Raw genomic sequence first — 24,489 nt, 5'->3', positions numbered from 1 at the left:
TTGCTTACTTCCTTGGTGTCAGGAAAGATCGGTCGGATTCGCCGGTCACAAAATCGACGATCTTCCGAACATATTCGCTGTCAGAATCGCCCAGTCGCTTGGCCCGGTCCATGAATGTACCATCGCCTTCTGACAACTCACGAAAGGCTGCACGCAGGGCCGAGATATCTTCTCGGGAAACACCGCGTCGTTTCAGCCCTACAAGGTTCAGACCATCAAGCTCACCACGAGGGGCCTGTACCAGGCCGTAGGGAATGACGTCATTGGCGACCATCGTCAGTGCACCAATGATCGCGCCACGACCAACACGAACCCATTGATGCAGACCTGAAATGCCGCCGACGATCACGTCGTCTTCAACGACGCAATGCCCCGCTGCGCCGGCATGGTTCACCATGATGACCCGATTGCCGATCTGTACATCATGCGCAACGTGAACACCCGCCATTAGCAGGCAGTCATCGCCAATACGGGTTACACCACCACCACCTTCGGTACCGGTGTTGATCGTCACATGTTCGCGGATGCGGTTTCGTTTGCCGATCTCAAGACGTGTATCTTCGCCGCCAAACTTCAAATCCTGGGGGATCTCTCCAATGACCGAGAAGTTAAAGATCACAGTATCTTCACCGACCGAAGTGTCTCCGGTGACAACCACATGTGACTTCAACTCGACCCGGTCACCCAGACTAACCTGCGCACCGACATAGCAAAACGGCCCGATTACACAGTCCTGACCGATCCGCGCGCCGTCTTCGATGATTGCGCTGGGATGAATACCGCTCATGTCGTCTTTTCCATGTCCCAGTCTACGTAGGCTGAGAACTCGGCCTCGGCCGCCACTTCACCATCAACGGTCGCCCGGCCACTGAATTTGAAGATCTTGCCGCCGATTTTACCACGAACGGTTTCCACATGCATTTCAAGTATGTCGCCAGGCACAACCTTGCGACGGAACTTACACTTGTCGATGTTCATGAAGTAGATCAGCAACTCGCTGTCGATGACATCCATGCCGACACCAAGCATGACACCTGCGGTCTGAGCCATTGCCTCGACAATGGTGACACCCGGCATGATTGGTGTGCCCGGAAAATGACCCTGAAAATGGGGTTCATTCATGGTGACGTTCTTAATGCCGACCGCAGATTTGTAGCCCGAGATATCCACCACCTTGTCGACCAGCAGAAACGGGTAGCGATGCGGCAGAATGCGCTGAATCAACTGAATGTCGGCACTCTTGGTTTCTGTGGTCATTGTGCAGATTTCCTGTTCTGGATTTCTCGTTTTCGAGTGGTTAGCAATACCGCTGGGTAAGAGCAAGACAGCCTATTGGCTGTCATTGTCTTCCAAACCGGTCCCGTCACCAATCGCGCTATTTATCCTAGCGATAGCGGCATCTGTTATATCAGAAGCATCTGAGCTGAGAAAAACATTGGAACGTTCAATGATCATCGACGCACCGTATTCACGCAGAAGATCAATGAGAACCGGCTGGACCAACTCAAAAAATCTGCCACGCGCTTCCTCGCTGCGTCGGGCCAATGCGTCCAGTTTTGCGCGCTGGCTATCTCTATGTTGTTGCACTTTCCGGTCGAATGCTTCGGCCAATGGGCGGAACTCAGACGCTTCAATTTGTGCCCTTTTTTCGGTGAGTTCTTTTTCCTCATTGCTAAGTTCAGATACGATCCGTTCGTTTTCGGCAGCAAGTGATGCGCTTTCGGCTTCGATTTCTCCGAATACACGCTGTCCGAATGCGGATTCGGCGAACAGCCTTTCGCTAGAGATCGTCAGTACCCCGGATTCAGGAACACCCAATTGCTGAGCGAATGCCGGATTAGCAATGAACATCAGAAAAAAGACAAACAGGGCTCTAAGCGAGCCCTGTAGTATTTCCATCGGAACTTTGATCATGGAAATCAGAACTGTGCCTGAATGGTCAGGTCAAAGTTCTGCTCCTTGTCGAAATCTTCCTTCTTGAGAGCTTTGGAAAAGTTGAACCGCAAGGGTCCAAACGGTGTTTCCCAGAGTACCGATACCCCTACTACGTGTCGTATGGATCCGTTGGCACCAACAATCGTAGCACCAGCTGTGTTCACGTTGTCGATGTTATAGAGGTTACCAACATCATAGAATACGCCACCACGCAGACCCAGCTCTTCGGGCAGACCCAATGGGAAATCTGTCTCGAACCTTGCAACCCAGTAGTAGTTACCGCCAATCGCGTCATCCTGCCCGTTGGACAAATCTCGCGGACCAAGACCAGCTGGCTCAAAACCACGGAACGTACTGGGACCAAGCACGTAACGATCAATTGTCCGGCTGAAGTCATTTCCTCTCCAGTGCAATGCGCCTAGTTCTAGGCTTGCACGTAAGGTCATTTCTTCATTCAAAACTCTGGTCTGTGCTATCGTTCGTGCGGATGTCTTGAAGTACTGGTTGTCACCTCCAAGTCCTGCGGCATCCACGCCGACTTCAAACAGAACACCCGCATTTGGATTCAGACCACCCAAGCGGCTGTCATATACGTAGGTAAGCCCCAACGAACTGCTTACACGTTCACCTTGTGCAATTTCAGAGGTAATCACCGCTCCGTTTACTTCACCACTTTGCTGGGACATCTCACTTCGATCCCAGCCATAGCGAAGTCTCAATGCGGACAACTCGCCAATTGCATAGCTAAGCTGCGGCCTGAAGAATACCGATTTAGTATCATAGCTGGCGAAGCTTGAGTTGGTGCTGGTCAATCCCAGTCCCAAATCAAAGCGCAGCTTACGACCCAGCAGATATGGTTCGGTGAAGTTCAGGCTATACTCTTCAGCATCCTGTGCGGTCGAAAGATTGATACCAAGCGTTTGACCACGACCCAAGAAGTTAGATTCCTGCAATCCAATCGCAATACCAAACCCATCCGAGACCGAATAGCTACCGCCAAGGCTCAATGAGCCGGTTGGCTGTTCTTCGACATCGACATCGACGATGACCTGACTCGGTGTTGTGCCTTCGCGTGGTTCCACATCAGCGACCGCAAAGAAACCCAATGCCCGAATGCGTTCAGCACTCTGTCGTATCTCACGAGGATTGAATGGGTCACCTTCAACCGTATCGAACTGGCGTCGAATTACACGATCGAGTGTGGTTGTGTTGCCTTCAATATCAATGCGCTCAACAAAGATACGAGGGCCCTTGGTAAGAACGAATTGGACATCCAGCGTAAGATCGCGTTCGTTGCGTGTCACCCGGGGCTCGACGCGAAGAAAATCCACGCCTTGCTTGATTGCCAAACGTTCTTGCCGCGCGATTGAGTTCTCAACCAGGGTTGGAGAATAGGTTACACCCGGCTTGATCTTGAGCGCCGCTTGATATGCCGCAGCGTCCACGCCCGGGATTTCACTGACAGTACTGATTTTGCCGAACTTGAATTTCTGCCCTTCCGTGATGTTCATAACCAGGAAGAAAGCATCACGCTCACGTGTGAACTCGACATTCGCGCTGTTCACTCGGAAGTCGACATAGCCACGAGACAAGTAGAAATCACGCAAGACCTGCTTATCAAACTCGATCCTATCCGCAATGAAGGTATCACCGCGCAAAAAGGTTCGAAGAATGTTTGCCTGCTTGGTCTCAAGTACGCGGCGCAGACGACGGTCAGAATAAGCACGGTTTCCAACAAAACTGACGCGCTCAATCTCGATAGTGGTACCTTCGGAAACTTCGAATACGAGGTCGACGCGGTTTTCGCTGCGCCGAATGATCCGCGGTATCACGGTGGCCGAAACACGGCCTTGGGCCGAGTAGATTTCAGCGATAAGGTCAGCATCTGTTTCCGCAACCTGAGGCGTAAAGACACGCCTTGGTTCGGAGGATATGGCATCAAGCAGCAAATCGTCCTTTACGCGACGGTTACCTTCGATGCTGATCTGGTTGATTGTTGGGTACTCCTGCACATTGATAACCAATGTGCTCCCACGAGGTGTCAGCTCGACTGTTTCAAAAACGCCACTGTCAAGCAAACGCTGGTAAGCGTCGTTCAACTGGCCCGCTGTTACAGATTGACCAGGTGCGATTCCCGTTCTGGCAATGATTGTCGAACTTTCGATCCGCTGATTTCCATCAACCTGAAATGAACTGAAGCTATAGTTTTGCGCCTGTGCGGCTTGTGGCAAAACCAGTAAACTCATTGCTGCAAAGAGGAAAAAAATCGTTAGTGTCTGCCACAAAATGTTGCCTTGCGGCTTTTGCATACCGCAGGATGTGCCCGCGCCTCTCCTGTAAGCCATATTTTTCTCTACCTAGAATTTTCGGACTTTAGAAGTTGAGTAACGGCATTGGAGCGCGTTGTCAAAAGACCAAACACAAACGCGACCCAATGGGCCGCGTGATGTAAATTTTCGATAGCGTGAGAAGAATCAGAAACCCAGAACGATTGCGACCGTGGCAAGATATGCGCCAACCGTCAGAGCGAGTGCAGTGACCCCAAAGCTAAGTAAAACATCCCAGTTCAGGACAAATAGGAAACGAAATCCCTGATAAGATTTTTGCAGTGCCTTGGTCATGATGCCGGTTCCGGACATAGAAAAATTGCCCCAATTTTATGAACTCGAATTAGGGCAATTTTACGGCTTTAAGGTGCCGCAGGTGTCACATTTAGCAGAACAGATCGTTGCTGACCGCAAATAGCATCAACGACAGAATCAGGGTGATGCCTACAGTCATCAGCACCCGTAACGCCTTGTCGCTCGGCGGCTTACCCGCCACGGCCTCATAGGCGTAAAATACCAGATGACCTCCATCAAGCGCTGGGATTGGAAACAGGTTCAACAACCCGACCGCCGTAGACAGGACAGCAATGAAAAAGATGAAGTTCTGCGCGCCCTGGCTTGCCATTGCGCCCGATGTTTCGGCGATACCGATTGGTCCAGACATGTTGCACGTGCTGATAGCACCGGTGACCATGTGCCAGATACCCGACAATGACCCCTCGATAATGCGAACAGTCTGACGGACCCCCCCGGACAAGGAATCGACAATACCGGCCGGTTCCGTCGCAGGCTCCAGCATCATGCCGCCAACGATGCCGATACGCCAATGCGTAACAAAGCCACCATCCGTTTGCGGTTCATCCGTTCTTCGTGGGGCAAGTGCGAACTCAAGCTCTGCCCCATCACGCCAGACATCCAGCAACAGAACCTTACCATCAGAGCTTTCCACGTGCTCTTTCAACTGTGAAAAGGCAAAGATCGGATCACCATTGACTGCAGTGATGACATCGCCCTGTTCAAGCTGGATGTCCATCGCCGCACTGCGCGGCGCAACCTGCTGAATCAGCGGAGGGAAAAGCCATGGCGCAGTCACATCGAACGTCTCGCCATCGCGAATGATCGTGTAATCAAGCGCCGGCTCCACCGGCAACGAGCGGGTAAAATTGCGCCACCCGCCTTCTTCATCAAAATCGGGTACTGGTATGCCTGCGATGGCTACGATTTCATCACCATCCTGCAATTCCTGAGCCGTTCCCGGCAGTGGGTGCAGTGATCCGACTGTCAACGGCTCTCGGGATACTCCATCCGACCAGAAAATCAGACCAAACACCAGGATCGACATTACGAAGTTGAATATCGGACCTGCTGCCACAGTTGCAGCACGAGCCCATAAGGGCGCGCCGTGCATCGTGCGACGCAGCTCTTCAGGGCTTTGTTCGACGATTTCGGCCATCGCCTCTTCATCCTTGCCCGAAGCAGCGTTGGCGTCCCCCAGAAACTTGACGTAGCCACCAAAGGGCAGCAATGCGATCTGCCACTTCGTTCCCCGCTTGTCTACGCGGCTCCATAGAACCGGACCGAATCCGATTGAGAACACCTCAGCATGGATGCCCGACCAGCGTCCTACGATGTAGTGACCATATTCATGCACCGCGACGATGACTGACAGCGCGATGACAAAAGCCAGTATAGTATAGAGCAAATTGCCGAATTGAGGGATCAGAGAAAGTATATCCAAAGTTTTTATCCTGCTCTTTGCAAAACGGCGTCATCCACCCATTGCCGTGCCAGATGGTCCGTTCGATGCACGTTATCAAGGGTCAACGTGGCATCAAGAAGATGGGACTCGCTTTCAAACCGATCCAGAACTGCAGCCACCGCATCGGCCATGTCCAGAAACCGGATACGTCGATCTATGAAAAGATCGAGTGCCCGTTCTTTTGCGGCGTTGAATACAGCGCCGGACAAACCGCCCCGCTCCATCACCTCACGCGCAAGGCGCAATGCCGGATAGCGAGCTTCGTCAGGTTCCTGAAAGCGCAATTGCCCGAGTTTCGCCAGATCCAGCCGGTTTACCGGCAGTTCGCGCCGATCAGGCCAGTGCAGCGCATAGCCGATTGCATGCCGCATATCTGGCGCTCCAAGATGGGCCATCACCGCGCCATCGTTAAACCCAACCAGCGAATGAACAATCGATTCCGGATGAACCAAAACTTCGATCTTTGTCGGATCGATTCCAAAGAACTCTTTGGTTTCAATCAACTCGAGCGCTTTGTTGAACATCGATGCGCTGTCGATAGTGATCCGCTGCCCCATGTCCCAGTTGGGATGGCTCGAGGCTTGTTCGACAGTTGCATTTGCAAGATCACCAATAGGCCAGTCGCGAAAAGCCCCACCGCTTGCGGTGATAATGATGCGTTCAACAGCCGCCATATCTTCACCAACAAGCGCCTGAAACACAGCCGAATGTTCGCTATCTACCGGCAATAGCCGCGCATCATGTTGTTGCGCGGTCTCAAGGACCAATTGTCCAGCGCAGACCAGCGTCTCTTTATTTGCAAGTGCGAGCGTTGCGCCCTGCTTCAACGCCTCAATTCCCGGCGCAAGACCTGCTGATCCGACGATTGCTGACATCACCCAATCGGCGGGACGTGCGGCTGCTTCTTTGATTGCGGCCTGACCAGCCGCGGCTTCCACACCACTGCCGGACAGTGCTGCCCGCAAGTCATCCAAACGATCATCATAAGCCGTTACAGCCAAATCTGCGCCCAGCCGAATTGCGTCATCGGCAAGTTGTTTGGTATTTGCACCACCGGTCAATGCGACAACATCATATGCATCGCGATCGCGCGCAATCAGATCAATCGTATTTTGTCCGACTGATCCGGTCGCACCCAGGATTGTTACCTTGCGCATTACATGCCTCCGGGCGCGTAGAATAACCCAGCGATCAGCACAAACAGCGATGCTCCCATCATCCCGTCAAAGCGATCCAGAAATCCTCCGTGCCCGGGGATCAGGTTTGAACTGTCTTTCACGCCAAATTTCCGTTTTGTTGCGCTTTCCACGATGTCGCCTGCCTGACTGGCCATCGAAGCCAGCACTGAAATCAACACGAACATGATGCCGAAACCGGCCTGCATTGCGAAGATGCCGCCAACGATTGCTGCGGCAGCCCAACCACCGGCAGTTCCCGACCAGGTTTTTTTGGGGCTCACCTTTGGCCAGAATTTAGGGCCACCGATGGTTTTGCCCACAAAATACCCGGCAACGTCGGTGGCAACGACCACCGAGATCAACCAAACCATCCAGCCAAAACCCATATTCTCGCGGATCGAAATGAACCCCAGGCCCGAAGCCGCGATCCAGATCGCAAACAAAGCGTAAATACCACGCGCCTTTTTTACCTGCCCGGCACCGACAAGTGCCGGAGCCAACAGGAAGGGAAGCTTGTAGAGCGGTGGGAGATGATAGCTAAGAACAACAGCAAATCCAGTCAGGATACCCAGCTGGATTGCAACACCGCTCCGCTCTGGATCAACCATTCGGACCAATTCCCAGGTCATCAGACCGCAGGCAGCTGCAATGAAAGCCTCAAACCACAGACCGCCAAGCCAAACTTCGATTGCACCGATTGCAATCAAAACAACTGCGGACAATATGCGGGCAGTCAGATCAGACCATCGGCCATCACTCATGCCAGAACCGCTCCAAAGCGCCGTTCCCGGGAACCAAAGCTCTTGCAAAGGCGTTCCAACTCGGCCGCAGTAAAGTCAGGCCAAAGTGTATCGATAAATTCGTATTCGGAATACGCCGATTGCCAGAGCAGGAAATTTGAAATCCGTGCTTCGCCGCTGGTACGGATCACCAGATCCGGATCCGGTAGTACCCTAGTGTCTAGATATCTGGGCAGCGTTTCTTGGTCGACATCGTCAGGCAACAGTTTGCCGTCAGCCACATCCCGTGCCAACCGCTGGGTTGCACGCGCGACTTCGTCCCGACCGCCATAGTTCAACGCAACGGTCAGGTGGACAAGGTCATTGTCCTGCGTTTCCCGCTCAAGTGTATCCATCAAATCGGTCAGCTTTGAATCCAGCCTCACTCGATCACCGATAAATCTCACGCGGATACCGTTCTCTTTCAGCGTCCGCGTCTCTTTCACGATGTAGCGTCGAAACAGGCTCATGAGTCCAGCGACTTCGACCTGAGTTCGTTTCCAGTTCTCGGTCGAAAATGCGAACACTGTCAGATACTTGATTCCCAGTCCCGGGCATGCCTCAACAACTTCGCGCACGCGACGTGCACCGGCATGATGACCAAACAGACGTGGCCTTCCCCTCGCCTGAGCCCAGCGGCCATTTCCGTCCATAATGATGGCAACATGGCGCGGCCCCTGGACCGGCGGTGTTTGGGGATCCTTGGGCATGATCGTGGCTCAGACCTGCATGATCTCGGCTTGTTTGGTTTCAAGAGCGGTATCGACCGCTTTGATCATCTCGTCGGTCAGATCCTGAACTTCGGCTTCCCAAAGTTTCTGATCATCTTCGGACATGCCATCGGCCTTGGCCTTCTTGATCTGATCCATACCATCACGACGGACGTTGCGGATCGACACGCGTGCGTGTTCTGCGTACTGGCCTGCAACTTTACCCAGTTCGCGACGGCGCTCTTCGTTCAGTTCCGGGATGGGCAGCATGATGATCGTGCCGTTCAACTGTGGATTAATACCCAGTCCACTTTCACGGATTGCCTTTTCGACCTTACCAACAAGACCTTTGTCCCAGACATTTACCGTAACCATACGAGGCTCGGGTACGTTGACGGTACCGACCTGGTTAATCGGGGTCATTGAACCGTAGGCATCCACCATCACAGGCTCGAGCATCGAAGCAGAAGCGCGCCCCGTGCGCAGCGAGGCAAATTCGGTTTTCAGGTTGGACATTGCGCCGTCCATGCGGCGTTTAAGATCATCGGTGTCCAGAATAAAATCATCAGACATGCTGCTCACTCCCCGTATTCAGGTGCTGTTCGGATGGGTCTTAAGCCATCGCAAATGGGATGTATAGCAATCATGATCAGGAATTGTACCAATGACCAGAGTTGTTTCTGCCATTTTGTACCATTTTCCAGAATAGAAGACCGGCCAGCACGATGACTGACCGGTCAACCGAGTTCCGGTAAAGGTCAGCTGTTTACATCAACAACGACGCGACCCTTTACCTGTCCCTGAAGGATATCAGCGCCCAATTGCGGCAGATCGGACAGTGTCGCGGGATGTACCATGGCTTCCAGCTTGTCCATTGGCAGATCGGTCGCGACGCGCTGCCAGGCCCTCACACGGTTATCATAAGGCTGCATTACGCTGTCGATACCCAGCAGGTTCACGCCACGCAAAAGAAATGGGATCACGGAAGCAGGCAGAGCAGCACCACCTGCCAGACCAACAGCGGCAACGGAACAGCCATACTTCATCTGCCCCAGCACGCGGGCAAGCATTGCGCCACCAACGGCGTCAACGCACCCTGCCCACATCTCGCTTTCCAATGGGCGTTTGGTTGTCTCATTGAGCTCATCCCGCGGCACAATCGTCGTCGCGCCCAGAGACTTAAGGTAGTCTTCGGTCTCAGGACGGCCTGTCACTGCCGCAACTTCATATCCCAAATTGGCCAGAATTGCCGTGGCGACCGACCCTACGCCACCCGCTGCACCAGTGACCAATACCGGGCCATGATCAGGTGTCAGCCCATGATCTTCCAATGCCATTACTGCAAGCATTGCGGTAAAACCTGCCGTCCCGACAGCCATCGCCTGACGTGCGTTCAAGCCTTCGGGCAGAGGGACAAGCCAATCGGCTAGAGCATTTGCTTTTTGGGAATACCCGCCCCAATGCGCCTCGCCCACGCGCCAACCAGTCAGTACGACCTTGTCGCCAGGCTTGTAACGATCATCCGAAGATGCCTCGACCGTGCCCGCATAGTCGACGCCGGGAATATGTGGATAGCTGCGCACAAGGCCGCCGCCCTTAGGCGACATACACAGTCCATCTTTATAGTTGACGGTCGAATACTCAACGGCAACTGTCACTTCTCCGTGCGGCAGCATATCCTCGGATACCTGCTTGACCGACGCGCTTGCCAGTCCACTTTCTTCATCTTTTTCAACGAGTAACGCATTAAACATCATCTTGCTCCTAACGACGGGTCTGTTGACCCCTGTATTTTTAGTCTGGCTTGATCAGCGCCAGAATTTCTCCTGCACTTCTGCCCAACGCATTCCATGCTCTGTCATGAGCTCGATCCGAGTTCCCGGGCCCCAATGGGATCTGTCGACCATACCGATTGCGACATTCACCCCAAACTCGGGCGAGAAAACCGCCGACGCCACCTGCCCGACTTGCCCGCCTTCGGCCATCAACGGCCACGCTTCCGTGCAGGGTCCGATCTCACCTTCAATGATCAGCGGTCGAATTTGGCGCGGAGGGCCGTTTTCCGCCTGATCGGCCAAAGCTGTCTTGCCGATGTAGTCCTCTGGTGAATTGCAAAACCGTCCCAGCCCACATTCATAAGGCGTATTTTCGCGCCGCATATCCGAGCCAAAGCTCAGCAAACCGCTTTCGATCCGCTCGATATTGTTCGGACACCCCGCCCGCACATGCAGGTCACGACCTTGGGCAAACAGCGCATTCCACAATGGCATACCGTAGTCGGAGCCTTCGACATAGATCTCGAACCCGCCCTGTTTCGACCAGCCAGAGCGAGCCACAACAAACTCGGTGTCCTCAAATGCCAGACGTTTGTAGCGGAAGAATTTGATATTACGGACTTCTTCGCCAAAAACGCGCGCCATCAAATCGTCTGCTTTTGGTCCCTGAACCGCCAGTGGCGAGACATCCGGTTCGGTGATTTGAACATCCAGATTCAGCGCAACGGCTATCCCCAGTGCAAATTGCCAAAAATCCCCATCAGCCACCGACAGCCAATAGTGATCATCGGCAAGCTTGATTGCTACCGGATCATTCAGCATGCCTCCATTCTGGTCGACAACGGGAACATAGTAGCACTGATCAGCCTGCATCCGGTCCATGTCGCGAGGGCTGAGCATCTTCATCAGACGCAGCGCGTCTGGCCCTTTGATCTGAACCTGACGCTCACAGGAGACATCCCAGACCTGCACATGTTGCTTGAGATGCGCCGCATCCGCTTCGACGCTTTCAAAAAAAGTTGGCAACAGCATATGGTTATACACTGTGTAGCCGCTCACGCCTTCGGCTTCGACACCAGGTGAAAACGGTGTTTTTCTAACGCGGCGGCTGGGTGTGATGACTGCCATCTCAAAAATCCTCGGGCAGAAAAACAAGGTCGCTGACCGGAGCGTTTGAGCCTGCTTCGGTCAACATTTTATGCAGCTGACCCCTATGGTGGGTCTGATGATTGAACATGTGGATCACGCATTGTGCGTAAGGCTTTGTAACATCCGCCTTTTTCGCAGCTGAGAACCATGTGAAGGACCCCTCGATCGGATCATCCCCTAGGGTCCGGGCCCAGTCAGTGATACGCGCGTCAATGGTTTCGCGCAGTGGCAGCCACTCCGCCAGATCAGCACAAATTGACGTGCTTTCCGGAATACCACCATCAGGGGCAGCGCCTTTGTCAAAGCGTGACATCCAGATCCAGTCGCCCCATAGAAGATGGTTTGCTGTACCCATGATAGATCCGAAAAAGGCTCCACGATCACGGGTCAGATCGGCAGGTGAAAGCTCCTGAAGAAAAGCAGCCAGCTGACTGTTTTCCCATTGATTATATCGGGCCATTTCCCGGGCAAACGCTCCGGTAATCATCACTTGGGCCCGTGCCAGTCGATTGGGCAAATCTCGGCTGATTTGCCACCGAAATCCCAAACCCGGCCATAGTCACGCACCTTGGACTTGGTGCCGCGAGCAACGATAATGTCCGGGCCCATCCAATATTTTGAGTTGGACACCATGACAGGATGCTCGGGGTCTTTGCCAGCCAGCATCTCAATCTCACCCTGAATTTTCCGGCCGATTACGATCCGGCGCTTGTTGCCATCGCGTTCGATCTGAACAGGCGCACGCTCAGCACCGATGATTTCGCTAACCAACATGGTGAACAAACCGGTGGTTCCACCTGCCTGACCACTGAATATCTGCAGCAATCCATTATAGGCCTTACCGCTTGCTCGCTCATCCATGTAAGCGGCGACTTTCCATTGCCCTTCGCCCATGCGCCCAGGAATGTCTACCAACAGGCCCACATTCAGGCCCGAGAGGTCCTCGCCCTCGTAATGTCCTTCGTCGATGATCACGCCCATCCAAGCGTGACAATGCCCTTCGGTCGGAGGATGCGCGCCCAGCGAAACCACGCAAGGACAGAACACGTCGCAGGAACAGTTCAGGATCAATTCGCCCTTGATGGCCCATTCAGTCGGGCTCATCTCGCGACGTTTTGGGTTTGGCATACGGCTGTCGATGCGTTGACTGATCGGTAGCCTGTCGGATTCCGGTTTTCTGTTCTTTGCCATAGACTTATCCTCCGAATGCAACTGGATAGATGAGCAGAGCCAAGCCGCCCGCGATCAATAGGAACCCCATTGGACGGGTCAGGACGTGCCCGATCTGGGGGAGTTTCTCCAAAACCATGAACAGCGTCGCGAGACCCATCCACAAGAGGCTCATTACGCCACCGACGAAGCCAAGCGCCATGAAACCCCAACAACAACCAACGCAGAACGCGCCGAGACCAAGGCCCATTCGCAGACCGCCGGTAAAACCCGTTTTCCAATGGCCCAGGAAATACGTCATCGGTGCATGACAGACTCCATGGCAGACTTCTTTGACGCGGGTAAACTGAAACGCACCGACTGCGATAAGCAAACCACCGGCCACCAGATGCGATTTAGCAATCCCGAGCATATCCACGACCCCGCCAAACAGCAGGGCCAGCTGCACGCTGGTAATCAGCGCTGCAAACCCAACCCAAACGACGAAATATCCAGCCAACACTCCGATCCATCCTGAGCGGGTGCCGTTTGCGCTGCGGATCAGGTCTTCATAGCTGCGCAGTGTCGGTATCAGCGTCGGCAGCATCATCGCGGCCATCATGATGGCCCACATCCAGAACAGCGGCCCGAACTCGGCCATGGGCATGTACATGTCCATCCGGGGGTCCATGGCCCTCATGGCTTCGCCCATTGGTCCGGGGCGCCCGATCCAATCGAGATCCATGTCACGGCTCATCGAGTACATCATCCACCACGACCACAGGATCATGATGTAGAAACCCAGCCATAACCCGCTGCGTATTAATGCGCGATGCAAGTGTCCCTCCCGACTCATCCCTTGCTTTTCAAATGTCAGACTTTTAAATGTCAGACAAATAAAAATTTACATTGGCCGCCAGAACATGAAACTCAAACCTTCGAAAGCTACGGATCTGTCGGCACATATCGCTCAGGCTATTCGCGATGCGATTGTATCAGGCGAACTGATCGTAGACGAACGTTTGCCTTCGGAAGCCGAACTTTCGGATCAGTTTCAGGTATCGCGCCCCACTGTTCGCGAGGCTTTGAAAAGACTGGCAGCTCAATCGCTTATCCGGACACAGCGTGGCGCATCTGGTGGGGCTTTTGTTAACAAACTGAGCTTCGAGGACGCTTATTCACAGCAAGTCACGACCTCGACGTTGTTGTTGTCAATGAACGCCGTAAGCTTCGATACAGCCTGTGAGGCGCGTTATTCTCTGGAACGAGCCTGTGCGGCTCTGTCGGCCGAAAGACGCACGGCCGATCAGCTGGCCACGATGCGGGCCGAGATTTTTCGGCAGTCACAACCCGGACTTACGGATGAGGCGTTTTGTGCATCAGATGTTTCGTTCCACCGGGCGTTGGTGGATGGTGCTGCCAATCCGGTTCTGTCCTATCAGTTGGCCGGTGCGGTCGAGGCGATGCAGCCTCTGATGAACATGATCACCTTCACCGCGCGATCCCGGGAAGAGATCATCGCCCTTCACAGCCGGATTGCAGACGCGCTTGAGGCCCGCGATGCCAAAGCGGTAGATCAGGCGTTGCTTGAGCTTGAAGCCTATACCCGCCAATTGGCGCGCGATGTCGCCGAGAAACGACGTAAACCGGATTGAGATCCGATCAGATAGAACTTGACGCAAGACACAGACGAAAAGGACACTCGAGCAGGCACCATGACACCCGGCATCAAGACCGGAACTCTCAATAAAAGTTGAATTACAATTACTTACGGGAGGACGTTATGAACCAAAGACCGGACCCAACCTTTTATCCATCAGCCAAGCTTGCGATGGAGGGGCCTACTGAAACTCTGGCTTTTACGCTGATGCTCAGTCCTGATTTTTCTCAACCGGATGGATTGGCTGTTGTGAACGTCGATCCAACTTCGGATGAATTCGGGAAAATCGTTCATCAGGTGATCATGCCAGAAAAAGGCGACGAGTTTCACCATTTTGGATGGAATGCTTGCTCTTCATCCTTATCACCGCTCAGTGGTCATGCGTTTCTGGAACGTCGCTATCTGATTATCCCGGGCATTCGATCCAGCCGGATCTACATCATTGACGTAAAAAGCCCGCTGGAAGCCAAGATCCACAAGATCATTGAACCCGAAGAAGTCTTCGCAAAGACTGGGTATTCCCGCCCTCACACGATCCATTGCGGACCGGAGGGCATCTATGTCAGCACGCTTGGCGGCGGTGGCAAAGATGGCACTGATGGCCCTCCGGGTATCTTCATCATGGATTGCGAGAGTTTTGAGATCATTGGCCGTTATGAGATCGAGCGCGGTGTGCAAGACAAGCATTATGATTTCTGGTGGAACCTACCACGGGATTACATGGTCAGTTCTGAATGGGGTCTGCCTCCGCAATTCGAAAACGGGATTGTCGCCGAGGATCTGCTGTCTAACAAATACGGTCATCGCATCCATTTCTGGAACCTGCGTAATCGGACCAACATCCAGACCATCGATCTGGGTGAGAACCACCAGATGGCATTGGAAATTCGCCCCGCCCATGATCCGGTCAAACAGCACGGTTTCTGCGGTGTCGTGGTCGATACGACTAACCTGCAAGGTGCGATATTCACGTGGTGGCGCAATGATGACGGAACGTTTGAGGCCAAAAAGACCATAACCATCGATCCGCAGCCCGCTGATCCAGACGATCTGCCAGAGTTGCTAAAGGGCTTTTCTGCCGTACCACCACTGGTCACGGATATCGATCTGAGCCTGGACGACAAGTACCTCTATGTCTCCTGCTGGGGAACCGGAGAGATGCATCAGTATGACGTATCAGATCCAATGAACCCAAAACTGGCCGGTAAGGTGGAAATCGGCGGTATCGTCAAAAAGACCAAGCATCCCAACGGGCAAGAATTTGGTTATGGCCCGCAGATGGTCGAAATCAGTCGAGACGGTAAGCGTGTCTACTGGACCAACTCACTGTACTCGACCTGGGACGATCAGTTTTATCCCGGCAATCGGGGTGCGGCGATGGTCAAAGCTGATGTTGGTGAAAACGGTGGTCTGACGCTGGATCCGAATTTCTGGGTCGACTTCCCAGATGGTTATCGCAGCCACCAAATCCGATTGGAGGGCGGCGACTGTTCGACGGACAGCTTCTGCTACCCCTCCGTCTGATTTGGAATCTCTGTTGACATCAACGGCCGGCCTCTGGCTGGCCGTTGTTCTGAGCGGCGCCTATCACGGCTTAAATCCCGGTATGGGATGGCCGCTAGCCGTATCAGCAGCACTGATGGAACAGCGTCAGTCCGCGCTTTGGCGGGCTTTGGCCGCTCTGGCCGGTGGGCATTTTCTGGCCATGCTAGGGGTGCTGTTGCCCTTTGCGCTTATGGCGGTTTTGGTGGATTACCAGCGCGAAATCCGAATTGGTGCAGCGCTGATCGTCATCGCGATGGGACTTTACATCGCCATTGTTCGAAGACATCCCCGCGCCCTGTCCCGCATCCCGCCAGGCAGATTGGCTTTGTGGTCGTTTCTTGTGGCCCTCGCGCATGGCGCGGCTTTGATGTTGGTGCCAATCTATCTGGGCCTGTGCGGTTTGGACGAATTGGACACAGGCCATCGCGCGGTTTCTGAAATTATGACCACCAACGGCCTTTTGGTTTTAATCGTTGCTGCCGTTCATACCATCGCGATGGTACTTGGAGGCGGAGTTCTTGCGTATGCGGTATACCGATGGCTTGGCCTGCAATTTCTCTCACGCAGCTGGTTCAATCTCGAGCTTATTTGGGCACTAAGCCTGATCCTGGTTGGCGTGCTTGGGCTCTGGTCAGCGATTTAGGTGCTTTTCTTTGCTTTCAGTCGGATTACTCTTTCCGGTCAGATACTAAGAACACATGAGGCTAAAATGATAACGACCGTCAATGTGATTGCCGCATTGCTTACAATTGGCTTTGGGCTGTTCGGGTTTCTGGCACCCGCATGGACCGCTACCTCGCTAGACCTGGCCCCAACCAACAGCAATATGGGGCTGAGCGAGATGCGCGCGTCGGTCGGAGGTCTGTTTGTCGTGACCGGGATCGCAGTCCTTTGGCTCAACAACCCCATGGCCTACGCTATGCTGGGTGTTGTCTATGCCGGTGCGGCATTGGGCCGGTTTGTATCACTTGCGCTGGATAATCCGCCACTTGTCAAAGCAGCGACCTTTGGTGGAATCGAACTGGCGCTCGCGGCCTGGCTGATTTTCGCAAACATCAGCAAAACCTCATAACCACTTGATAATGCTTGTATCAGGGTAACCCATTCTGGATTTGCATCCGAACGGAACGTCACCTATATAGAGATTGTCCTTCGGGACTATGGACATAAACGCGCTCGTAATAAGCGGATCGGACCCGGGGGCGGTACCCGGCGGCTCCACCAACATCCTTCGTTTGAGGATCATGGGGCCGAAATAGGATCGACGAACGTCTAAAGGGGTTAGCTTTGTCTCGGCTGTCTGCCACCGTTACCGGCGAAAATAGTACAATTGCAAACGACAATCGTGCTCCGGTTGCAGTTGCTGCGTAAGCAGTAACAAGACCGAAACTTAAGCCCTTGCGCCTAGCCGCGTAAGGCGGGGTTCGCAGGTACCTGGCAACAGAAACCTGCATTTAGTTACATAATGTCTGAGTTTTTTGCCTCTGAATTCCATTCCGGTTCAGAGTTTATTCACTCTTGTTCTTCAATCTCCGCTCAAAAGACAGGAGATCCGGGATGACGAATTCAGAGAGATTACGGGCGTGGTATTCCGAAGTCTGGGAAAAAGGAAATACCGACGCGATTGATCAGTTCTTTTCACCTGACACCATGGCCGAAGGGTTGATTCCCGAAATGCAGGTCGGCGCAGATGATTTTCGTGATCTTGTCACGGCCTTCCGGCACATTCTTGGTGAAATAACGGTAGATCTGCCCAAGATCATTGAGGATCGTGATTGGGTCTCGGGCGTGTTGCACGTCAGAACATTCAGGGCAGACAACGGGGCTCCGCTGGAGGTTACTGGGCAGGTCATGGCGCGGTTTAAGGGTGACAAGATGGTTGAAGCCTACAACCAGTTCGACTTTATCTCGCTCTTTGAACAGTTGGGCCAGTTTCCCCTCGATACGCTCCCTGTTTGCATGACCGGGCAAAGGCTCGACTGGGCATAGCCACAAACCACGCAATCTTGACCCTATCTGCGGTTACGCTGTAGCAAGACCCCATGGGGTCAGCTTGCGAACACCCCGTGAGGCGGCAGCCCAAGTTTCGCATGTATCGGAAATGACCGAGGAAACATGCTATGGCTGCCCCAAACGCGATTACGCCCCGACAACTCATGCGACTGATCGGAACACCGCAAGTTCCGGTGTTGGTCGACATCCGAACCGATCCGGACTTTGAGGATGACCCCCGCCTTATTCCCGGCTCTGTCCGTCACCCCTACTCAGACATCGAAGGCATCATAGAACTGGTTGGCGATAACCCATGCGTCATCATTTGCCAAAAGGGTAAGAAACTCAGCCAGGGCCTTGTGTCCTGGTTGATGAGTGAGGACCACGCAGCGGAGTATCTGGAAGGCGGTATGTTTGCCTGGAGGGAAACCCCGGATGCGCTGTCGGTTCCGGTTTCCGCAGTACCCGCCCCCGTCGGTGAGAATACACTTTGGGTGACACGGCATCGGCCGAAAATCGACCGTATCGCCTGCCCTTGGCTGATCCGTCGTTTCATCGATCCAAAAGCCAAATTCTTGTTTGTGTCTCCAACCGAAGTTCAGGGCGTCGTAGATCAGTTCGGGGCAACCCCGTTTGATATGGAAGGTGTGTTTTGGAGCCACCGGGGCGAATACTGCACCTTTGATACGATGCTGGATGAGTTTGACCTGCGTTCACCCGCATTGGATCGACTATCAACCGTCGTTCGCGCTGCAGACACCAATCGACATGAATTGTCAGCTGAAGCTGCTGGCTTGCTTGCCATCTCGGTCGGGTTATCTCGCCAATATCGGAACGACCATCAGCAATTGGAAGCCGGTTTGGCGCTCTATGATGCGCTTTACCGATGGGCGCGTGATGGTTTCGAGGAAAGCCACGACTGGCCTACGGATCGCAAAAAATGACCCCGACCACCAAAGAGCTTGTTCAGGTGTTTGGCCGCATCGGGCTTTTGTCCTTTGGCGGCCCGGCGGCACAGATTTCATTGATGCATCAGGAGCTGGTGGAACGGCGCCCCTGGCTGGATGAGCAGACTTATTTGCGCGCTCTGTCGCTGTGTATGCTGCTACCGGGGCCAGAAGCAATGCAACTGGCCACCTACGCGGGCTGGCGATTGCGAGGGGTTGCAGGGGGATTGATCGCCGGCAGCCTGTTTGTCCTGCCCGGTGCTTTGATCATCGCGATATTGGTAGGGCTTTATGCGGCCTATGGTGATCTACCATTGGTTCAGGCGGCGTTTCTGGGCGTCAAAGCCACTGTCATCGTTATCGTCGTGCAAGCGCTAAGAAATCTCTCACGCAAGGCGCTGACCGATACCGAACATCGTGTAATTGCAATCTTGGGTTTTGTGGCAATTTTTGCGGTGAATCTGCCGTTCCCCTTGATCATTCTGGCGGCTGCGATCTGGGGCTATGTCACGTCTGGAAATTCAGCTGCCGAGGCCACATCATCCCCCTCCCCGGCACTCACCAGTCCCATTCGCACAGCTGCGATCTGGCTGACCCTTTGGCTGGGGCCGCTAATACTACTCACTTTGACCGGGCAAACACTTCTAAGCGATCTGGGTTGGTTCTTTGCCCGATTGGCGGTGGTCACATTCGGCGGCGCCTATGCGGTTCTCGCGTATATGACCCAAACCGTTGTTGATACCTACCAGTGGATCAGTACCGATCAAATGATTGACGCGCTGGGCCTGGCTGAAACAACCCCAGGCCCGCTTATTCTGGTCACCCAGTTTGTGGCTATGCTGAGCGGTCAGATCGCCGGAGGCGCCTCGCTGGCTATTGCAGCGGGAGTCGTAGCTCTTTGGGCGACGTTCATACCGTGCTTTTTGTGGATCTTCCTTGCAGCCCCATATCTGGACCGGATTGCCACACGCCCGCGGCTGGCAAACGCAATGCGCGGCATCACAGCTGCGGTGGTCGGAGTGATTCTCAACCTCTCGGTGTGGTTCGGATTAAATGTGCTGTTCGGATCAGCCCCGGACTTAACATGGGGTCCGATCTCCCTGCCCGTTCCTGAGCTTGCTACGTTGGATGTTTCGGCCCTTGTCCTGACAGTCGCCGCTGCAGTGTTGATTTTCCGGCTGAAATCCGGTTTAGCCACCACTTTGATCGTAATGGTTCTGTCCGGAATAGCTCTGCATCTAATCTGAACAATCAGGCACAACCCGGTCTTTCGTTTCCGTCCAAATCCCTTATGCTGAAGATAACCACTTTCGAGGATGACACATGTCGCAAGACATTGATTATGGGAACTTGATGCACACGGCCATGCGTGGCCTGATCAAGACTGTTCTGAGCAGCGTTGCAGAAACCGGCCTGCCCGGTGCGCACCATTTCTTCATTACTTTCGACACCCGGCAGGAGGGCGTTGATATCGCGGATTGGCTGCGGCAGCGCTATCCGGACGAGATGACCATCGTTATGCAGCACTGGTTTGAGAACCTCGAGGTTGGCGATGACGGTTTTTCGATCACGCTGAATTTCGGTGATGCGCCTGAGCCGCTCTATATTCCGTACTCTGCGATCAAGACATTCGTAGACCCTTCGGTAGAATTCGGCCTGCGCTTTGAGAGCCCGGACGATACGGAAGAAGATGAAGAACTGGATCACATCGTCGAGCAAACGATTGAGGTGATGCCTGACGAGCCGGAAGAGCATCACGACGCAGATGTCGTATCGCTGGATAGCTTCCGCAAGTAGTTGACTGATTAAGTCGTCTGTAAGCCCCGCCCTGTGCGGGGTTTATTGTTTTTGAAGGAACGTATCAACCGACCGCGATTTCACACCGTTGCGGAACCGTGTGAAAGACAGATCAAGGCCACCATCAGCCAGTGTACGGTCAAACTGCTGCAGTTCGTATCCGCCATCCTCGTCGATAAACAATGAGAACACGGTCAAAGTATCCCCTACGATGCGGCCCCAGACGAAGGGTTCGCCTTTCATCGGATCCAGGGGAACTTCGTGGCCAAAAACATTTCGCTTCATCGCCGCCGAATAAACATCCGGCCGATCCGAAGGGCGAAAATCCACCGAGAATTTTTGCTCTTTCACCCGCCCGTCATGCTTGTAGGTCGTCGTATGCCAGCTGACATTGAAGCCGCTGCTGGTTTCATGGATCGAAACGCTCATATCACGGGGTGTAGTCGTACCATCTACATCAACGACATTGGCTGAACCAACATAGTCTCCGATAAACGGCCCAATACCGGTTGCATGTGCCTGTCCGACAAACAGCGTCGCCCAAAGCGCGAACATCGCCGCCAGGGCGGTCAAAAACGAAGGACGGGTCCTAACTGAAACGCGCATGTAACCTCCACCACGGCGATATGTTTATTGTAGCTCAGCAGTCAGCGCGCACAATGGTGCTGTTTCCGATGTTAACAAGAAAAATGACGCTTCCGCCTGCCTATACCTTTGGTCCCCTTGGGTTTATGGTGCGCGCAACTGGCCGATTGCGCCTTGGCTCTGCTATGGCTAAACGGCATACGACTGCATACCAGACGGAGTGACCGATGTCTCAGACCCGCACCGAATCCGACAGCTTTGGCCCGCTTGAGGTTCCCGCCGACAAATATTGGGGCGCGCAAACACAGCGTTCGATCATGAACTTTCCCATCGGCTGGGAAAAGCAGCCCGTCGCCATTGTGCGTGCGCTGGGCGTAATCAAGAAAGCCTGTGCCATGCAAAACAAGGCAACAGGCAAGCTGGACACAAAAATCGCCGATGCGATCATTGAGGCTGCTGGTGAAGTTATTGAGGGCAAGTTCGACGACAACTTCCCTCTGGTCGTTTGGCAGACCGGTTCCGGCACCCAATCAAATATGAACTCGAACGAAGTTATCGCCAATCGCGCGATCGAGATTCTGGGCGGCGTAATCGGTTCCAAAAAACCAGTCCACCCAAACGATCACTGCAACATGGGACAATCGTCCAACGACACGTTCCCAACTGCAATGCACATTGCTGCGGCCATGAGTGTTCGGGATGTTCTGATGCCCGGGCTGGAAAAGCTGGCTTCGGGTCTGGAACAGAAATCGGAAGAATTCAAAGACATCATCAAAATCGGTCGTACTCATACACAGGATGCGACGCCTTTGACTCTGGGTCAGGAATTCAGCGGCTATGCACATCAGATTCGTCAGGGAATCGCGCGTGTAGAAGCTGCAATGCCTGCAATCTATGAACTGGCTCAGGGCGGCACCGCCGTTGGCACCGGTCTGAACACTCAAAAAGGCTGGGGTGAAGCTGTTGCTGCAAACATGGCCGACATCACCGGCCTGCCCTTTGTCACGGCTCCCAACAAGTTCGAAGCACTGGCCGCCCATGACGCCATGGTGTTCCTGTCGGGTGCCTTGGCGACCGTTGCTGGCTCCTGCTACAAAATCGCCAACGACATTCGATTTCTGGGTTCGGGCCCGCGCTCGGGACTGGGGGAACTGATCCTGCCCGAGAATGAGCCCGGATCGTCGATCATGCCGGGCAAAGTGAACCCGACACAGGCTGAGGCACTGACCCAAGTGGCAGCTCATGTGATGGGCAACGACGCCGCGATCAAGTTCGCGGGCAGCCAGGGGCATTTTGAGCTGAACGTCTACAACCCGATGATGTCCTACAATCTGCTGCAGTCGATCCAGTTGTTGGGCGATGCAACCGACAGCTTCACCGAACGGATGCTGATGGGCACCAAAGCCAACGAACCGCGCATCGAAAAGCTGATGAAGGAATCACTGATGCTGGTTACTGCCCTGGCACCGACCATCGGCTATGACAACGCCACCCAGGTAGCCAAAACAGCGCATAAAAACGGCACCACTCTGAAAGAAGAGGCCATCGCGCTCGGTTTTGTCGATGAAGAAACCTTTGATGCTGTTGTACGTCCCGAACAAATGATTGGTCCCAAGTGATCCGTCTGCGTAACGCTCTGCCGGTGTGCCTGATCCTGTCGGGCACTCCGGCTTTGGCGGACGCCCAGCTTTTTGGGCTGATTGACGAGCGGTTGGAGTGGATGCGCGACGTTGCCGCCTTCAAATACGCAAATGACAAACCCGTCGAAGATATCGAGCGCGAAAAGGTCGTGTTGGCTAAGACCGTCGAAGAAGCTCAAGGCGCAGGTATTGATCCCGTCAGCGCCCGTAAGTTCTTTGAGGCGCAAATTGAAGCAGCCAAAGAGATCCAGACCTGCTGGATAGCGCGCTGGACGGATGGAGAGGCAGAGGCTCCGACGGAGTTTCGCGACCTTGCTGACGAAGTACGCCCCGCCTTGATCAGCCTTGGCGGTGAAATCATCCAGCAGATATCCCAACACACGCCAGTCCCCGAAACATCAGGCCCTGAATTTGATGCGCAGGTACAGGTCGATTGCCTGTCGGATGCCACGCGTGGTGAGCTGTTTGTGCAGTTACAAAACATACCGCCCCGAAAATGAGTAAGCTGATCAACCTCAACCAAGTTCGCAAGCAAAGGGCCAAGGCCCAAAAAAAGAAACGCGCGGATGAAAATGCGGTACGTTTCGGTCGGAGCAAAGCTGAAAAAGATCTTGATCGAACACATCAACAAAAATCTGACCGCAATCTGGACGGCCACGAGATCGAAGAATGAGCGGCCGTCCTGTCAAACGCTCTCTGACCCTGAAAGGTCATCGGACTTCCGTCTCTCTGGAGGATGAGTTCTGGCAGGCATTTCGCGAGATTGCGAAAACCAAAGAAATTCCAATCAATGTGTTAGCGGCTGAAATTGATGTTTCTCGTGATCCTGAAACCGGTCTCGCCTCAGCCATTCGTGTTTTCATTCTGAACTGGTATCAGCAACAGAATTGAACCCTTGCCGATCTTCCTTTTTCCTGACTAAACTGACGGGAACAAAAAGGGTACATTATGAGCAAAACAGTTATCGGCCCAGATGGTGAACAGCGCTGCGCGTGGTGTCAGGCAGCACCTGAGTTCTTTGAGTATCACGACAATGAATGGGGATATCCGGTCGCAGATGATCAGCGCCTGTTTGAAAAGCTCTGCCTCGAGAGTTTTCAGTCCGGGCTGAGCTGGCGCACAATTCTGGCCAAGCGAGAGAACTTTCGCAAAGCATTTTGTGGATTTGATTTCAATAAAGTAGCAGGTTTTTCTGATGCTGATATCGAACGGCTTTTGCAGGACGAAGGCATTGTGCGCCATCGCGGAAAGATCGAAGCGGTCATCAACAACGCACAGCGTGCTCAGGAACTGATCGCCTCTGAGGGATCAATCGCGGGGTATGTCTGGCGGTACGAGGCCGAAAACCCGCCAGAACCGCAAACCGCATCCACATCACCTGAATCAGTCGCCATGTCGAAAGATCTCAAAAAACGTGGATGGAAGTTCGTCGGCCCCACAACCGTTTTTGCATTTATGCAGGCCATGGGGTTGATCAATGACCACGCAACAGGCTGCGCACAAAGAGAAAAAGCGACGCAGTTGCGACGCTCCTTCCAAAAACCAACGTAATAAGGCTCCCC

The 24,489-nt window shown here is 53.8% G+C and carries 29 protein-coding genes and 1 other RNA gene; 14 read left to right on the top strand and 16 right to left on the bottom strand.

Translation table 11 applies throughout. From position 1 onward, the window contains the following. Window positions 1-4: 4 nt before the first annotated feature. From lpxA to ACR0IO_RS08100, 15 genes are all read right to left on the bottom strand, one after another. Window positions 5-787, bottom strand: a complete 783-nt coding sequence (lpxA, locus tag ACR0IO_RS08170; protein WP_480740683.1) for an acyl-ACP--UDP-N-acetylglucosamine O-acyltransferase — start codon at window positions 785-787, stop codon at window positions 5-7. Further along, window positions 784-1,257, bottom strand: a complete 474-nt coding sequence (gene fabZ, locus ACR0IO_RS08165; protein WP_155139129.1) for a 3-hydroxyacyl-ACP dehydratase FabZ — start codon at window positions 1,255-1,257, stop codon at window positions 784-786. The genes lpxA and fabZ overlap by 4 nt, the downstream gene beginning before the upstream one ends. Window positions 1,258-1,329: 72 nt before the next feature. After that, complete coding sequence (locus ACR0IO_RS08160; RefSeq protein WP_480740682.1) at window positions 1,330-1,914, bottom strand: OmpH/Skp family outer membrane protein; 585 nt, start codon at window positions 1,912-1,914, stop codon at window positions 1,330-1,332. A 5-nt stretch (window positions 1,915-1,919) separates the two neighbouring features. Then, a complete protein-coding gene (gene bamA / locus ACR0IO_RS08155; RefSeq protein WP_170330471.1) occupies window positions 1,920-4,280 on the bottom strand; it encodes an outer membrane protein assembly factor BamA in 2,361 nt (786 codons plus the stop codon). 129 nt (window positions 4,281-4,409) lie between these two features. Continuing rightward, window positions 4,410-4,556 carry a hypothetical protein gene (locus tag ACR0IO_RS08150; RefSeq protein ID WP_170330473.1) on the bottom strand — a complete coding sequence of 49 codons (147 nt, stop codon included), beginning with the start codon at window positions 4,554-4,556 and terminating at the stop codon, window positions 4,410-4,412. A gap of 91 nt (window positions 4,557-4,647) precedes the next feature. Next, entirely contained in the window at window positions 4,648-6,000 is a 1,353-nt protein-coding gene (gene rseP / locus ACR0IO_RS08145) for an RIP metalloprotease RseP (protein ID WP_155139136.1), read from the bottom strand. Window positions 6,001-6,005: 5 nt separating this feature from the next. Then, window positions 6,006-7,178: a 1-deoxy-D-xylulose-5-phosphate reductoisomerase gene (gene dxr, locus ACR0IO_RS08140; RefSeq protein ID WP_480740678.1), complete on the bottom strand. Its 1,173-nt coding sequence runs from the start codon at window positions 7,176-7,178 to the stop codon at window positions 6,006-6,008. Next, window positions 7,178-7,960: a phosphatidate cytidylyltransferase gene (locus tag ACR0IO_RS08135; RefSeq protein ID WP_170330479.1), complete on the bottom strand. Its 783-nt coding sequence runs from the start codon at window positions 7,958-7,960 to the stop codon at window positions 7,178-7,180. Before ACR0IO_RS08135 ends, dxr begins: the two co-directional genes overlap by 1 nt. After that, window positions 7,957-8,688, bottom strand: a complete 732-nt coding sequence (gene uppS / locus ACR0IO_RS08130; RefSeq protein ID WP_155146944.1) for a polyprenyl diphosphate synthase — start codon at window positions 8,686-8,688, stop codon at window positions 7,957-7,959. Before uppS ends, ACR0IO_RS08135 begins: the two co-directional genes overlap by 4 nt. A 9-nt stretch (window positions 8,689-8,697) precedes the next feature. After that, window positions 8,698-9,261: a ribosome recycling factor gene (gene frr, locus ACR0IO_RS08125; protein WP_155146946.1), complete on the bottom strand. Its 564-nt coding sequence runs from the start codon at window positions 9,259-9,261 to the stop codon at window positions 8,698-8,700. Window positions 9,262-9,446: 185 nt separating this feature from the next. Continuing rightward, on the bottom strand, window positions 9,447-10,442 hold the full coding sequence (gene acuI / locus ACR0IO_RS08120) for an acryloyl-CoA reductase (protein WP_155146948.1): 996 nt from the start codon (window positions 10,440-10,442) through the stop codon (window positions 9,447-9,449). A 54-nt stretch (window positions 10,443-10,496) separates the two neighbouring features. Next, on the bottom strand, window positions 10,497-11,591 hold the full coding sequence (locus ACR0IO_RS08115) for a dimethylsulfoniopropionate demethylase (RefSeq protein ID WP_480740672.1): 1,095 nt from the start codon (window positions 11,589-11,591) through the stop codon (window positions 10,497-10,499). A 1-nt stretch (window position 11,592) separates the two neighbouring features. After that, entirely contained in the window at window positions 11,593-12,099 is a 507-nt protein-coding gene (locus tag ACR0IO_RS08110; RefSeq protein WP_155146950.1) for a DinB family protein, read from the bottom strand. Next, the gene (locus ACR0IO_RS08105; protein WP_155146951.1) at window positions 12,099-12,803 is read right to left on the bottom strand and encodes a DUF1326 domain-containing protein; all 705 of its coding nucleotides are present in this window, start codon (window positions 12,801-12,803) and stop codon (window positions 12,099-12,101) included. The genes ACR0IO_RS08110 and ACR0IO_RS08105 overlap by 1 nt, the downstream gene beginning before the upstream one ends. Before the next feature lie 4 nt (window positions 12,804-12,807). Then, window positions 12,808-13,617, bottom strand: a complete 810-nt coding sequence (locus ACR0IO_RS08100) for a DUF2182 domain-containing protein (RefSeq protein ID WP_480740670.1) — start codon at window positions 13,615-13,617, stop codon at window positions 12,808-12,810. Between the two features lie 67 nt (window positions 13,618-13,684). On the opposite strand from ACR0IO_RS08100, the gene ACR0IO_RS08095 reads away from it, so the two are divergent. From ACR0IO_RS08095 to ACR0IO_RS08055, 9 genes are all read left to right on the top strand, one after another. Then, window positions 13,685-14,416, top strand: a complete 732-nt coding sequence (locus ACR0IO_RS08095) for a FadR/GntR family transcriptional regulator (RefSeq protein ID WP_480740667.1) — start codon at window positions 13,685-13,687, stop codon at window positions 14,414-14,416. Window positions 14,417-14,544: 128 nt separating this feature from the next. Beyond that, entirely contained in the window at window positions 14,545-15,945 is a 1,401-nt protein-coding gene (locus ACR0IO_RS08090; protein WP_480740666.1) for a selenium-binding protein SBP56-related protein, read from the top strand. Between the two features lie 13 nt (window positions 15,946-15,958). Continuing rightward, window positions 15,959-16,609: a hypothetical protein gene (locus ACR0IO_RS08085; RefSeq protein ID WP_480740665.1), complete on the top strand. Its 651-nt coding sequence runs from the start codon at window positions 15,959-15,961 to the stop codon at window positions 16,607-16,609. Window positions 16,610-16,675: 66 nt separating this feature from the next. Next, window positions 16,676-17,038 (top strand): DUF4345 family protein, encoded by a 363-nt coding sequence (locus ACR0IO_RS08080; RefSeq protein WP_155146960.1) that lies wholly within the window; start codon window positions 16,676-16,678, stop codon window positions 17,036-17,038. Between the two features lie 36 nt (window positions 17,039-17,074). Further along, window positions 17,075-17,421, top strand: a transfer-messenger RNA (tmRNA) gene (gene ssrA, locus ACR0IO_RS08075). Window positions 17,422-17,523: 102 nt separating this feature from the next. Continuing rightward, window positions 17,524-17,955, top strand: a complete 432-nt coding sequence (locus ACR0IO_RS08070; RefSeq protein WP_480740662.1) for an ester cyclase — start codon at window positions 17,524-17,526, stop codon at window positions 17,953-17,955. Window positions 17,956-18,086: 131 nt separating this feature from the next. Next, a complete protein-coding gene (locus ACR0IO_RS08065; RefSeq protein WP_480740660.1) occupies window positions 18,087-18,902 on the top strand; it encodes a chromate resistance protein ChrB domain-containing protein in 816 nt (271 codons plus the stop codon). Continuing rightward, window positions 18,899-20,152: a chromate efflux transporter gene (gene chrA / locus ACR0IO_RS08060; protein WP_480740658.1), complete on the top strand. Its 1,254-nt coding sequence runs from the start codon at window positions 18,899-18,901 to the stop codon at window positions 20,150-20,152. The genes ACR0IO_RS08065 and chrA overlap by 4 nt, the downstream gene beginning before the upstream one ends. A 76-nt stretch (window positions 20,153-20,228) precedes the next feature. Continuing rightward, window positions 20,229-20,702, top strand: a complete 474-nt coding sequence (locus tag ACR0IO_RS08055; protein WP_170330500.1) for an SspB family protein — start codon at window positions 20,229-20,231, stop codon at window positions 20,700-20,702. Between the two features lie 42 nt (window positions 20,703-20,744). On the opposite strand, the gene ACR0IO_RS08050 is transcribed toward ACR0IO_RS08055, so the two are convergent. Beyond that, window positions 20,745-21,308, bottom strand: a complete 564-nt coding sequence (locus ACR0IO_RS08050) for a hypothetical protein (RefSeq protein WP_480740655.1) — start codon at window positions 21,306-21,308, stop codon at window positions 20,745-20,747. Between the two features lie 206 nt (window positions 21,309-21,514). Here ACR0IO_RS08050 and fumC point away from each other — a divergent pair, with 206 nt between their 5' ends. Genes fumC through ACR0IO_RS08025 form a run of 5 tightly spaced genes read left to right on the top strand, consistent with a single transcriptional unit; the run spans window position 21,515 to window position 24,478 of the window. Further along, a complete protein-coding gene (gene fumC, locus ACR0IO_RS08045) occupies window positions 21,515-22,906 on the top strand; it encodes a class II fumarate hydratase (protein WP_480740653.1) in 1,392 nt (463 codons plus the stop codon). After that, window positions 22,903-23,427, top strand: a complete 525-nt coding sequence (gene aroQ, locus ACR0IO_RS08040; protein WP_480740650.1) for a gamma subclass chorismate mutase AroQ — start codon at window positions 22,903-22,905, stop codon at window positions 23,425-23,427. The genes fumC and aroQ overlap by 4 nt, the downstream gene beginning before the upstream one ends. Beyond that, complete coding sequence (locus ACR0IO_RS08035; protein ID WP_480740647.1) at window positions 23,424-23,600, top strand: DUF4169 family protein; 177 nt, start codon at window positions 23,424-23,426, stop codon at window positions 23,598-23,600. The genes aroQ and ACR0IO_RS08035 overlap by 4 nt, the downstream gene beginning before the upstream one ends. Continuing rightward, complete coding sequence (locus tag ACR0IO_RS08030; RefSeq protein ID WP_480740645.1) at window positions 23,597-23,818, top strand: ribbon-helix-helix domain-containing protein; 222 nt, start codon at window positions 23,597-23,599, stop codon at window positions 23,816-23,818. Before ACR0IO_RS08035 ends, ACR0IO_RS08030 begins: the two co-directional genes overlap by 4 nt. A gap of 57 nt (window positions 23,819-23,875) precedes the next feature. Continuing rightward, the gene (locus tag ACR0IO_RS08025; RefSeq protein ID WP_480740644.1) at window positions 23,876-24,478 is read left to right on the top strand and encodes a DNA-3-methyladenine glycosylase I; all 603 of its coding nucleotides are present in this window, start codon (window positions 23,876-23,878) and stop codon (window positions 24,476-24,478) included. Window positions 24,479-24,489: the final 11 nt, after the last annotated feature.

This window comes from Ruegeria sp. CE12, from assembly GCF_056537525.1.
This window is presented reverse-complemented; position numbering and strand designations above follow the sequence as displayed.